Source organism: Actinoplanes sp. NPDC048967, from assembly GCF_040649415.1.
GTDB lineage: Bacteria > Actinomycetota > Actinomycetes > Mycobacteriales > Micromonosporaceae > Actinoplanes.
Genome location: NZ_JBEZFL010000008.1, coordinates 315,074 through 327,832 on the forward strand (window position 1 = coordinate 315,074; position 12,759 = coordinate 327,832).

General features: G+C 72.7%; 10 protein-coding genes. 4 read left to right on the forward strand and 6 right to left on the reverse strand.

Annotated elements, in window-relative coordinates:
- Positions 1-139 precede the first annotated feature (139 nt).
- A complete protein-coding gene (locus AB0C12_RS32265) occupies positions 140-622 on the forward strand; it encodes a sigma factor-like helix-turn-helix DNA-binding protein (RefSeq protein WP_360553639.1) in 483 nt (160 codons plus the stop codon).
- Positions 619-1,503 carry a hypothetical protein gene (locus AB0C12_RS32270; RefSeq protein WP_360553640.1) on the forward strand — a complete coding sequence of 295 codons (885 nt, stop codon included), beginning with the start codon at positions 619-621 and terminating at the stop codon, positions 1,501-1,503. Before AB0C12_RS32265 ends, AB0C12_RS32270 begins: the two co-directional genes overlap by 4 nt.
- 4 nt (positions 1,504-1,507) lie before the next feature.
- On the opposite strand, the gene AB0C12_RS32275 is transcribed toward AB0C12_RS32270, so the two are convergent.
- Genes AB0C12_RS32275 through AB0C12_RS32290 form a run of 4 tightly spaced genes read right to left on the reverse strand, consistent with a single transcriptional unit; the run spans position 1,508 to position 5,937 of the window.
- Positions 1,508-2,617, reverse strand: coding sequence for an AI-2E family transporter (locus tag AB0C12_RS32275; protein ID WP_360553641.1), 1,110 nt, complete (start codon positions 2,615-2,617; stop codon positions 1,508-1,510).
- A 55-nt stretch (positions 2,618-2,672) separates the two neighbouring features.
- The gene (locus AB0C12_RS32280) at positions 2,673-3,539 is read right to left on the reverse strand and encodes a carbohydrate ABC transporter permease (protein ID WP_360553642.1); all 867 of its coding nucleotides are present in this window, start codon (positions 3,537-3,539) and stop codon (positions 2,673-2,675) included.
- Complete coding sequence (locus AB0C12_RS32285; protein ID WP_360553643.1) at positions 3,539-4,540, reverse strand: sugar ABC transporter permease; 1,002 nt, start codon at positions 4,538-4,540, stop codon at positions 3,539-3,541. The genes AB0C12_RS32280 and AB0C12_RS32285 overlap by 1 nt, the downstream gene beginning before the upstream one ends.
- Positions 4,540-5,937, reverse strand: coding sequence for an extracellular solute-binding protein (locus AB0C12_RS32290; RefSeq protein WP_360553644.1), 1,398 nt, complete (start codon positions 5,935-5,937; stop codon positions 4,540-4,542). Before AB0C12_RS32290 ends, AB0C12_RS32285 begins: the two co-directional genes overlap by 1 nt.
- 196 nt (positions 5,938-6,133) lie before the next feature.
- Between AB0C12_RS32290 and AB0C12_RS32295 the strand changes: the two genes are divergently transcribed.
- A complete protein-coding gene (locus AB0C12_RS32295; RefSeq protein ID WP_360553645.1) occupies positions 6,134-9,289 on the forward strand; it encodes a glycoside hydrolase in 3,156 nt (1,051 codons plus the stop codon).
- A 46-nt stretch (positions 9,290-9,335) separates the two neighbouring features.
- Entirely contained in the window at positions 9,336-10,412 is a 1,077-nt protein-coding gene (locus AB0C12_RS32300; RefSeq protein WP_360553646.1) for a hypothetical protein, read from the forward strand.
- A 10-nt stretch (positions 10,413-10,422) separates the two neighbouring features.
- On the opposite strand, the gene AB0C12_RS32305 is transcribed toward AB0C12_RS32300, so the two are convergent.
- Positions 10,423-11,259 (reverse strand): rhamnogalacturonan acetylesterase, encoded by an 837-nt coding sequence (locus AB0C12_RS32305; RefSeq protein ID WP_360553647.1) that lies wholly within the window; start codon positions 11,257-11,259, stop codon positions 10,423-10,425.
- 139 nt (positions 11,260-11,398) lie between these two features.
- The gene (locus tag AB0C12_RS32310; RefSeq protein WP_360553648.1) at positions 11,399-12,673 is read right to left on the reverse strand and encodes a lipase; all 1,275 of its coding nucleotides are present in this window, start codon (positions 12,671-12,673) and stop codon (positions 11,399-11,401) included.
- Between the last annotated feature and the right edge of the window lie 86 nt (positions 12,674-12,759).

Below are 12,759 nucleotides of genomic sequence, written 5' to 3' on the forward strand. Positions count from 1 at the left end.
AGGTGGTCCGGGACGGCGGAAACGTTGCTGGCCGCCCGAAAGTTTCTTCGAGATCCCGATCGCATTGCCCGGGCGAGGCACCGGCCTCTACGGTCATCGCGGCGGACCGGGTGAATCGGTGCGGAGGGAGGCGGTGCCGATGGCTGACGACGGCTCCGGCTTCCTCGCGTTCTTCGACCGTCATCACGTCGAGCTGTCCCGGCTGGCGTACCTGCTGACCGGCGACGCGGCCGGCGCCGACGACCTGGCCGCCGACGCCCTCGGCCGGGTGCGGCGGGCCTGGCCGCGGCTGGGCGACGACCCGGCGGCCCACGCGCGGGGCCTGGTGGCCACGCTGGCCCGCGGCCGCGAACGACGACTGCTGCGGCCCGGGCCGGGCCGGCGCGACGCGGCCGGGGCGATGGACCTGCCGGGTGCGCTGCGCCGGTTGCCGCACCGGCGCCGGGTCTGCGTCGTGCTGCGGTACGCGTCCGGCCTCACCGACGACGAGGTGGCGCGCGCCCTCGGCATCTCCCCCGCGACCGTACGCAGCCGGGCGGTGAAAGGTGTGCGCCAGTTGGCCGAGCTGCTCGGTGACTCGCTGGCGAGCACCGGTCCCGGCGGCCGGGAGGCGGCCCGATGAGGAGCTACCCGGAGCTCTCGGAGCACGAGCTGCGTACCCGGTTGGGCGATCTGGCGGCCGCGCACGAGCCGGACCGCGCCGCCATCCTGCACCGGGTCGCGCGGCACCGCGCCGGTCCGCCGGTCGCCGAGCGGCCGCCCGCCGGGCAGGCCGTGCGGCTGGCCGGTTCCGCGCTGGCCGTGGCCACCATTCTGGGGGTCGGCGGGATGGCCCGGTGGGCCCTGGCCGACGGCCCGCAGCCCGCCGTCACTACCGTGCCGGCCGCGACGCCGTCGGCCGCGACGCCGCAAGCCGCGACGCCGCAAGCCGGGGTCCCGTCAGCCGGGGCATCGCCGCGCGGGGCATCGCCGCGCGGGGCATCGCCGCCCGGGGCATCGCCGCCCGGGGCATCGCCGCGCGGGGCATCGCCGCCCGGGGCATCGCCGCCCGGGGCATCGCCGCCCGGGGCATCGGGAAACGCCCGATCATCGGCGGCCGAGGACGCCGCGCGGCGGGACGCGATCCGGGCCGATGGCTCGATCAACCCGAACAGCGACGACACCGACGGCCGCAGCGACATCACCCTCAAGCTCCGCGAGCCGGTGCGCGCGCTGGAGCTCACCGTCCGGGTGGCGCCGACGGCCGGGCTCACCGACCAGGGCAGCACGCACGACGTCACCGGCGCCACGATCGAGACCACCGTGATCCGCGACCGGGACGCGCTGGTCTACCACTTCACGCTGGCCGGCGGCGCCACCCTGCGCGCGGGCACGTACGTCTTCACCGCGAGGTACGGCTACGACAACCAGGGCGGCCGGGACGCCGGTGACGACAGCTACTCGGTGACCGCCGCGACCGTCGAGGACGGCGCCGACCTCAAGGTGCGCGGCGACTTCTTCTGAGGCGTCACTCCGCCACCGTGTCCGGTTCGGGCACCGGGTCCGGCACCGGCTCCGGGTCGCTGAGCTGCTCGCGCAGGTAGTTCCAGAACACGGCGATCAGCGCGGCGACCGGCACCGCCAGCAGCGCGCCCACGATGCCGGCCAGGCCGCTGCCCAGCGTCACCGCGAGCAGCACCACCGCGGCGTGCAGGCCGAGGCCGCGGCTCTGCACCATCGGCTGGAACACGTTGCCCTCGAGCTGCTGCACCGCCACGATGATGGCCAGCACGATCAGCGCGTCGGTGGGCCCGTTGAAGACCAGCGCGATCAGCACGGCGACCAGACCGGCGAAGAGGGCCCCGACGATCGGCACGAACGCCGTCACGAAGGTCAGCACCGCGAGCGGGAGCACGAGCGGCACCCCGACGACCCACAGGCCGAGCCCGATGAACACGGCGTCGAGCAGGCCGACGAACGCCTGGGACCGGACGAACGCGCCGAGGGTGTCCCAGCTGCGCGCGGCGACCGTGGGCACGTCGGTGGCGAGGCGGCCGGGCAGCTGCCGGGTCAGCCAGGGCAGGAAGCGCGGCCCGTCCTTGAGGAAGAAGAACATCAGGAAGATGGCCAGCACGGTGGTGACGATGCCGTTGACCACGGTGCTCACGCCGGTGACCGTCGCGGTGACGATGCTGCCGACGCTGCTCTGGATCCGGTCGATCCCGGCGTCGAAGGCCGTGGAGACCTGGTCGTCGCCGATGTTCAGCGGTGGCCCGGCGGCCCACTCGCGGATCTGCTGGATGCCGTCGACCACACCCTTGGCCAGCTCACTGGACTGCGACGCGACCGGCACCACGATCAGCACGATGACGCCGATGGCGACCAGCAGTGACACCAGGGTCACGGTGGTGGCGGCCAGCGCGGGATGCCAGCGGTGCCGGCGCAGGAACCGGGCCAGCGGCCAGGTCAGCGTGGTCAGCAGCAGGGCCACCACCAGCGGCCAGATCACCGACCACATCTTGCCCAGCAGCCACAGCACCACCCCGGTCATCACCAGGAGCACCAGCACCTGCAGGGATATCCGGGCCGACGTGCTCAGGGCGGCCCGGGTCTTCGTGGAGCTCAACGTTGCCGGCATGCGATCACCCTAGAGATCTACCCCCCGCCGGCGCATGGTGAAACGCCCGCCGGGTTCAGCCCTTGTCGGCCCCGGCGGTCAGGCCCTCGGTCAGCAGCCGTTCGGCGGCGAAGAACAGCACCACGATGGGCAGGGTCAGCACCACCGACCCGGCCATCAGGACGGTCTTGCTCACCTCGATGCCGCCGGAGAGCTGCGCCAGGCCCAGCGACACCGTCCAGTCGTTGCGGTCCTCGACCAGGAACAGCAGGGCGAAGAGGAACTCGTTCCAGGCGATCATGAAGACGTACAGGGCGTTGGCCATCACCGCGGGGGCCGCCAGCGGCAGGATCACCTTGCGGATGGTCTGCAGGCGTGAGTAGCCGTCGACCGCCGCCGCCTCCTCCAGGCTCACCGGGATCGTCGAGAGGTAGTTGCGCAGCATGTAGATCGACACGGGCACGGTCTGAGCGATGTAGACGATGGTCAGGCCGGCCAGCGAGCCGCGCAGGCCGAGCCGGGTGAACAGCACGAACAGCGGGATCGCCAGCAGGATCGACGGGAACAGGTAGACCGACAGGAACAGGAAGTGCACCTGGCGCCGGCCGACGAAACGCAGGCGGCTGACCGCGTACGCGCCCGGGATGGAGACCAGCAGGGTCAGTGCCGTGGCGGCGATCGAGACCAGCGCCGAGTTGGTGAGGAAACGCAGGAAGCCCTGGCCGCCGCGGCCGGCCGGGGTCAGCACCTCCCGGTACGTCGAGGTGGTCCACTCCGCCGGCCCGACCCAGAGCTTGCCGGGATTCTGCAGCACCTCCTCGATCGGGCGCAGCGACAGCAGCAGCATGTAGAGGAACGGGAACAGCGTCACCACGACGAGCACGGCGATGACGACCCGGCGCAGGACCCCGAACACCCGGGTCTCGACGGCAGCGCGGTCCATCAGTTCTCCTCCTCGCCTTCCACTCGTGGCGCCATGAACTTCAGGTAGACGACGAGCAGGACGATGAGCCCGGCGGCCAGCACCAGGGCCTGCGCCGAGGCGGCCCCGATGTCGAAACGCGCGGTGAGGAACTGGTAGACCCGGACGCTGACCACTTCCGTGCCGGCCCCGCCGCCGGTCAGCAGGTAGACGTCGTCGAACTTGTTGAACGTCATGATGAAGCGCAGCACGGTCAGCAGGGCGATGACCGGGCCCAGCTGGGGCAGCAGGATGTGGCGGAAGATCTGGGTGGGCGCGGCGCCGTCGACCAGCGCCGCCTCCTCCAGGTCCCGCGGGACGGCCTGCAACCGGGCGAGCAGGAACAGGAAGGCGAACGGGAAATACCGCCACGCCTCGAAGGCGATGACCGTCAGCAGCGCCAGCGGGACGTCGAAGTGCCAGCCGAACAGCGACGCCTCGTACTCGCGCTGGCTCAGGAACGCGATCGGGCGATCCCAGCCCAGGAAGCGCGTACCCCAGTTGTTGGCGATGCCGAACTGGGGGCTGAGCATGATCTCCCAGACGAAGGTCACCGCCACGACCGGCGCCACGTAGGGCAGCAGCACCGAGGCACGGACCATCGTCCGGCCGCGGAAGCGCCCGCGCAGGGCCAGCGCGGCGATCAGACCGAACAGGATCGAGAAGAAGGTCGCCCCGATCGTGTACGCCAGAGTGGTCCACAGCGACGACCAGAAGCCGGGCGAGGTCAGCACCAGCTCGAGGTTGGCCCAGGTGTACTCGCCGAAGAAGCCGGCCCGGCGCAGGTTGATCAGCCGGATCCGCTGGAAGGCCAGCATGACCGTCCACAGGATCGGCAGCACCACGACGACCAGCACCACGATCAGCGTGGGCGACAGGTAGATCAGCCCGGCCCGGTTCTCCTGCTGCCGCCGGGTCAGCGGCCGTTTCCCGGGCTTGTCCTTCGCCGGGGTGACGGCCGCGGGCGGCCGGGTCGCGACCATTACTCGAGCGACTTCTGGATGCTCTTGACGTCGTCGGCGGCCCGCTTGGCCGCTCCCGCCGCGTCCAGCTCACCGCCGGCCAGGGCGTTGACCGCCTTGGGTACGGGCAGCTCGCCCAGTGTCGCCCCGACCAGGGCGCCCTGTTTCTGCGGGAAACCCCAGCGCTGGAACGTGTCCGGGCTGCTCTGCAGCGCGGTGATGACGTCCTTGGCGTAGACGTCACCGAGCGGCTTCTTGGTGTCCACGCCGGCCGGCAGGTCGTTCCACGCGGTGGTGAACTTGGTGGCCTCCTGCTGGGTGCCCTTGCGGACCGGGAACTTGCCCTCCGGGGCGATGCCCAACCAGTCGGTGTAGCCCTCGTTCATCATGTACTGGACGAACTTCTTGGCCGACTCGGTGCGCTCGCCGTCCTTGGTGATGGTCCAGCTGGTGATCTCGCCGAACTGTGCCGGCTTGCCCGCGGGCCCGGCGATCGCGGTGACGATGCCGCTGTTCTTGGCCAGGTACGCCGGGTCGGCCTTGCACTGCGCGCAGGTGGGCAGCGCGTCCTTGCGCAGGCCGGCCATCTCGTCGAGCAGGAAGGAGGACCAGACCACCATGGCGGCCTTGCCGGAGAAGTACGTCGCGCGGGTGGTGTCCACGTCCTGCGCCCCGGGCACCGAGAAGTTCCGGACGAGGTCGCCGTACAGCTGGAAGGTCTGCACGCACTGGGGCGAGTCCAGGGTGACGGTCTTGTTCGCGTCGACCAGCTCGCAGCCGTTGCCCAGGGCCAGGTTCTCGAAGGTCTGCTCGGTGAAGGCATCGTTGCCGATGGTGGACATGCTGATCCCGGCGACGTCCTTGGAGTTGAGCTGCTGCGCCGCCTGCCGGATCTTGTCGTAGGTGTCGGGCGCGGCCAGGCCGGCCTTGTCGAAGAGGTCCTTGCGGTAGAAGAGCAGCTGGGCCCAGCCGTCGGAGGGGATGGCCAGCTGCTTGCCGTCCTGACCGGTCAGCTCCAGCGCGCGGGGCGAGAAGGTGCCGGTGCCGAGCGCGTCCACGACGGCCTTGCTGGCCTCGGTGTCGAGCAGGTCGTTGGTGGACATCTGCGCCACCGCCCCCAGCGGCAGCGCACCGACCACGTCGGGCAGTGTGCCGGCGGCCGCGGCCGAGGTGATCAGGCTGCTGAACTGGTTCTCGTCCGTCGCGACGATCTTGACCTTGACACCGCTCGCGGCGGAGAACTTGTCGGCGATGGCCTGGGTCGCCTGCACCCGGTCGGTCTGGTTCTCCAGGCTCCACACGGTCAGGGTGCCGCCGCTGTCGCCGTCCCCGCCGTCGTCGCCGCAACCGGTCAGCGCCGCGGTCACGAGCAACGCGGCCGCGGGCAGCCGCCAGAACCGTCCATGATCGATCTTCACGAGATTTCCTCTCGGTGACGCATCGATGTCACTTGTTACCGACGCATCACATCAAGGACTTGACCTCGGTGCAACCGCTGGGAGCAGCAGTGCCGAGATCGGACACCTTGACGCCGGTGAGGCCGGCTGACACCATCACCGCACTCGATGTTTACGTAAACATTGCCGATCGCCGCCGCGAAGGAGACCTGCCCGCGTGAGATTCCGGAGTCTGGCTGCCGCCTGCACGGCAACCGTCCTCACCCTGAGCGCGCTGACCTGCGGGGATGCCCGCGCCGCCGAGCCGGCCGCCGCCGGACCCGCGGTCACCGTGCGGCCCGATCCGTCGTACCAGGGTCAGGCGTTCGAGGGCTGGGGCACCAGCCTGGTCTGGTTCGCCAACGCCACCGGCGACTATCCGGCCGAGGTCCGCGAGAAGCTGGCCGACCTGGTCTTCGGCGAGCAGGGACTCAACCTCAACATCGCCCGCTACAACATCGGCGGGGGCAACGCCCCGGACGTGCCCGACTATCTGCGCCCCGGCGGCGCCGTCGAGGGCTGGTGGCGGGCCCCCGCCGGCACCACCCGCACCGACGTCGACTGGTGGGAACCCGGGAATCCGGCGCACTGGAACCTCGACGCCGACCGGACCCAGCGCTGGTGGATCGACCGGATCAAGCGGGACATCACCCACTGGGAGACTTTCAGCAACTCGCCGCCCTGGTTCCAGACCGTCAGCGGGTACGTCTCCGGCGGCTTCGACGCCACCCAGGACCAGATCCGCCCCGGCACCGTGGACGACTTCGCCACGTACCTGACCCGGGTGACCGCGGAACTGGAGCGGGCGCACGGCATCACCGTGGACACGATCGACCCGCTCAACGAACCCAACACGCCGTACTGGGGCACCCGGCTGGGCGCCGACGGCAACCCGGTCGGCGGGCGCCAGGAGGGCGCGCACGCCGGACCCGCCCGGCAGCAGCAGGTGATCCGGGCGCTGGCGGCGAAGCTGTCCGCGACCCGCAGCCACACCCGGATCTCGGCCATGGACGAGACCAACCCCGGGACCTTCGCGACCAACTGGAACGCCTACCCGCAGGACGTCCGGGACCTGGTCGCCCAGCTGAACGTGCACACGTACGGGACCGGGCAGCGCACCACCGTGCGGGACATCGCCAAGGGCGAGCGCAAGCCGCTGTGGATGAGCGAGGTCGAGGGCTCCTGGGGCGACGGGCAGAGCTTCACCAGCATGGCGCCGGGCCTGGGGATGGCCCAGCAGATGGTCGACGACCTGCGCGAACTGGAGCCCTCGGCCTGGGTGTTCTGGCAGCCGGTCGAGGACTACGACAACATGAAGCCCGGCGGGGAGAGCGCCGCGGGCGCCAACTGGGGCAGCATCCAGCTGCCGTTCACCTGCACGGCCGCCGACACCCTGCGGACCTGCCCGATCTACACCAACACCAAGTTCGACACGGTCCGCAACTTCACCCACCACATCCGCCCCGGCGACCGGCTGATCAAGGTCGGCGACACCGCCAGCGTCGCGGCCGTCTCCAGCGGCGGACGGGCCACGGTGGTGCACGTCAACGACACGAAGCAGGCGCGCACCGTACGGCTGGATCTCTCCGCCTTCGGCACCGTGGCCCGCAACGCCACCGTGACCCCGATCGTCACCAGCGCGGGTGGCGCCCTGCGCCGGGGCGCGCCGGTCGCGGTCCGCGACCGCTCGGCGTCGGTCCAGGTCCCGGCCGAGTCGGTGACCACCCTGCTGGTCCGGGGCGTCTCCGGAGTGGCATCCGACGCCGCCCTGGTACAGGACGGCCACGTGTACCGCCTGCCGGGCGTGCAGAGTGGCCGGTCGCTCACGCCGGGCGGCACCGGTGCGGTGATCCGTACCGATGATCCGCGCAGCCCCGAGCAGCTCTGGCGCCTCACCAGGCTGTCCCCCGGCGTCGGCAACCGCACCCGCTACGCGCTCGGCACCGCCGCCGGGGACCGGCAGCTCGCCGTCGTCGACGGCGCCGTGACCCTGGTGCCGGCTGCCCGTCAGCCGGCCCCGGGAGCGCAGTGGATCCTGTCGACCACCGGCGACGGCACGTACACGCTGGTCAACGTGGCCACCGGGCGCCTGCTGGAGGTCGGCGGCCAGGCCACCCAGGACGGCGCCACGGTGTCGACCTGGCCGGCCAACTCCGGGGTCAACCAGCGCTGGCGGGTGATCGACGAGACGGTGCTCGGGATCGAGCCCACCGCGGCGTTCACCGTGCCCGGGGTCGCTCCCACGCTGCCGGCGACCGTCGTGCCGCGCTATCGCGACGGTGCCCGGGGGACGCTGGCGGTCACCTGGAGGCCGCCGTCGGCGGCGGCGTGGAAGCGGGCGGGCACCGTACCCGTGCAAGGAGTCGCCACCGACGCCCTCGGCCGGACCCACCGCGCCCTGGCCACGGTCGCGGTCGACACGCTGGTCTCGACGGTGCCGACCCGGGCCAAGGCCTTCGCGGGCGGCCGGCCGGCGCTGCCGGCCACCGTCACTGCCCTGGGCCGGCACGGCGCGCGGGTCGAGCGCCCGGTGGCGTGGCCGGTCGCACCATCCGGAACCTTCGACGCGGTGGGGGTGGTGACCGTGACCGGGCGGGCCGACGCGGGTGACGGCCGGACTCTGCCGGCCACCGTCCGCGTGCAGGTCACCCGGCCGGTCGAACGGGACGCACCGTCCACCGGGGTCTCCGCCACCTTCACCGAGCCCGGCTACTCCCCCGACGGCCTGCGCAACGGCGTGCTGACCGACAAGGCGTGGTCCAACTGGAGGTCGGGGCCGAAGAACGCCGCCGACACCTTGACCGTGGACCTGGCCGGACGGCAGGCCGTCACCCGGGTCGTCACGCACTTCTACCGCGACGGCTCGGACAGCTACGCCGACACCCTGCAGGTCCAGGTACGCGACCCGCAAGGCGCCTGGACCGACGCCGGCCGCCCGGTGACCGTCCCCACCGGCACCGCGACCGCCCCGGTGGTGGACGTCGCCACCACGGCCACGACGGACGCGATCCGGGTCGGGCTGACCGCGCGCCCGAACCAGCACATGACCGTCAGCGAGATCGAGGTCTTCGCCGCCGCACCCGGGACCTCACCGGACGCGGCTGCGGCGAGCATCGCCCTCGACGGCACCGCCCTGGCCGGCTTCGATCCCGCGCGCACGTCGTACTCGGTGCGGTCCCGGGGCAAGCTGCCGGTGGTCACGGCGGAGGCCGCCGACCCGTACGCCACCGTGGACGTCCGCGGGCCGACCGGCCGCGACCGTACGGCGACCGTCACGGTCACCAGCGAGGACAGGTCACAGACGCGCAGCTACACGATCATGTTCCGGAGGTAGGCCGCCGGGCAGCGGCACCGCACGTCGATCGGCCATGATCTCCGGCATGGAGATCAACGCACAGCCGGTCACCGCGGTGTCGCTACCCACCGCGTGCGACGGCCCCCTGGCGCCGGGCGTGCCGGACCGGCGGCTGGTGACCACCCGCACCGACGCCACGCTGGCGGTCCACGACCTCGACCGCCTGGCCGCAGGCGACCACACCCCGCTGGTGGCTTTCCCGGCACCCTGGCCGCGCGGTGCCGGCGGCGTCGACGCCGTGGCGCCCGGCCTCGACCTGGCCGTCTTCACCGGTCTGCACGCGGTGCGCGGGATGACCCCGGACGGCGTGACCAGGTGGGAGATCCCGCACGGCTGCTGGGTGTGCGAGGAGAGGCACGAGACGGCGGACGAGTACACCGCCGACCCGGACCACAGGCATCCCGACAGCGGCTCGGCCTGCTTCGGCGCCGACGGCCGGACGGTGTGGGCGCACGTACGGGAGCTCGGCGAGGACGACGATCCGCGTGGTGAGTCCAGTGCCGAGACATGGCTGGTGATCGACCCCACCGACGGCACCGTCGTGGCGCGGGCCGGCACCGAGACGTACGCCGCCGGATCGCACCACGTCCCGCACCCGGACCCGGCGGTCATGGGCCTGGCCGTCGGCGAGGGCCAGGACGGATCACCGGCGCTGTGGGGACGGCTCACCGATGGTGTCCTGCACGTCGAGCGGCTCCCCGATGACGACCGGATCCTGCTCGCCGCCGGGCCGGGCGGGCGCACCTTCCTGACCCGCGGACACGAGCAGGGTCAGGAGCTGACCGTGCACCGCACGTCCGACCACGTCATGCTGGGCACCCTCTGGGCCGACCGGCTGGAGCCGGCGGATCCCGCGGCCCGCTGGGGTTTCCGGTGCGGGCTGGTCGACGACCGCACGCTCGTGGCGGAGACCAGCGAGCACGGGTACGGCGCCGCCGGCGTGCGGCACTGGCTCATCGACGTCGAGACCCTGGAGGTCCGTGGCCCGATCCGCTATCCGGTCGCGACCGGCCCGCACCCGATCGGGCTGGGTGACGGGACCTGGCTGACGATGGGCTCCCGCGGCGAGGACGTCAGCGTCTGGCGGCTGCCGGCCCCCTGACGAATGCCGGTCAGCTCTCGGCCGGCCGGGTCGGGGGCCAGACGAGCGAGTCGTCCGGGATCGCGGGGTCGCACAGCGCCCGATGGTCCCGGCCCGGCAGCATCCGCCCGGCCGCCACCACCAGCCGGGCCACCTCGATCGCCCCGTGCGCCTGGAAGTGGGTGTTGTCGGCTACCCCGGCGGGATAGTTCGGCGAGACGCCCGGGTCCAGCCAGAGGAAGTGCGTCTTGGTCGCCTCCGGACCCAGGGCGCCCCAGCGGGCGAACGACGACGCGGTCAGGTCGATCAGCGGCGTACCGGTGTCCCCGGCCAGCGCCCGCATCGCCGCCGGATACTCCCCGTGCGACAGGTAGGGCACGCCCTCGGCGGTGAACCGCCGCCGCTCGACCGGGGTGACCAGCACGGGCCGGGCCCGGCGGGCCCGCGCGCCGTCCAGGTAGCGGCGCAGGTACTCCTGGAAGGTCGTCCAGGGCTCGGTGCCGCGGGCCGGGTCCTCGACCTTCTCGTCGTTGTGGCCGAAGGACACCAGCAGCACGTCGCCGGGACGGATCGCGGCCAGGATACGGTCGAGCCGGCCCAGGTCCGCGAAGCTCTTGGAACTGGCGCCGGAGAGCGCCTCGTCGACCACCGCGATCTCCGGCCGCAGGAACAGCGGCAGCGCCTGGCCCCAGCCCGCGCGGGGCGCGTCCGCGAGGGCGTACGTGGCCGCGGTCGAGTCCCCCGCGACGAAAACCGTGTGCCGGGGCGGGCGGCGCTCGGCGGCGCCGGCCGGTCCGGCGATCCCCAGTCCACCGGCGACGGCACCGCCGAGCGCGGCTCGCAACAACATCCTGCGATCAAGCTCCATGCCGCCATCAGATCAAGCTTTGTCGATCCAGGCAAGCGCTTACCCACCGGTCGGAGAGAGCCCGCCCCTTCCCCCCGGTTCTCGGGGCGGGCTCCCCGACCGCGGCCGGCATCAGCCGGCGGCCGCCGGTGGCGGCAGGTCAGCGGACCAGCCGGACCGCCGGGTGCGCCGTACCCGGCCGGCTGAACAGCCGGGTCCGGCGGCCCTTCAGGTGCAGATCGAAGAACGCCGCCTGGTACGCCCGCGTCGCCGCCACCGCCGCGACCGGCGACACCGTGCCGATCATCCCGGCGTGCGCGTCCGCCGGCAGCCCGAGCCCTCGCCGCACCTGCGGCAGCACCACCTGCAGGTCGCTGCACCAGCCCATCCCGCCGCCGACCAGCTCCAGCTCGCGCCGCCAGCCGCGCAGGGCCGACCACTGCCGGTCCCACATCGGGTTCGCCGCGCCGTACGCGCTGCCCGGCCGGATCGCCAGCACCGCGCCCGCCAGTCCTTGCTCGACCACGGGCGCCAGCGGGAGCCAGCCGCCGTCGGCGGTCGGGAAGCCGACGTCGGTGTCCCCGATCGCGCCGGCCCGGACCCGCTCGTCGGCCGCCATCAGGGTCAGCGTCATCAGGCCGGCGCCCGTGATGCCGCTGAACGCGCCGATCCGCCCGAGGTCGAGGCCGGCGCGCAGACCGGCGGGCAGCGCCCGGGCGCCCAGCGCGGTGAGCCGGTCGAGCACGAAGCGGGCGTCGGCGGTGCGGCTCGCGTAGATGTGACGCACGTAGGCCAGGAATTCGGGACTGTGCACGTCGGAGTTGGGCGGGTCCGCCGCCGGGTGCGGCGGGACGAGCCGTCCGCCGGGGAACACGACCGGCGTCTCGTAGGTCGGTTCGAACGTCACGACCACGTACCCCCGGCTGGCCAGGTCCTCGATCTCGCACCGGTTGGTGCTGTGCGAGCCCCAGTGGCCCAGCTGGTAGACCAGCACCGGCCAGCCGTCGTCCGTACCGCGGGCGGCCACGCCGGCCCGGGCGTGCGAGCGGGTGCCGGCCCAGTCCACCCGCCCGGCCGGTTCCGGCGCGGCGGCGAAGGCGAAGATCTCGTCGGCCGCTCCGGCCCAGCCCGGCGTGAGCCACGGCACGACCGGCCCGGCAGCCCGCCGGGCCGGATAGGTGAGGTTGACCATGAGCTCCCGGTACGGCTGCCCGGTGACGTACGGATCCGGGCGGGACCGGTCCACCAGGTGCAGATCCACGGTGCCCACCGGGTACGGCCCGCCCGGCCCCGGCAAGCGCAACCGCACCTTCGCCTCCGTCGCGGCCGTGGCACGCCCGCTCCCGCCGTTCCGGCCCGCCGCGGTGGCGGCTGTGGGCAACAGCGCTGCCGCCGTCACGCCCACCCCGCCGGCCAGCACCAGCCGGCGACTCACCTGGTTTCCGTTGCACCGCATGGCTTCCCCGTTCGTTCGTCGCTGTCCTCACTCGACGAACAGACTGCGCGGGGTTTCCTGAGCGC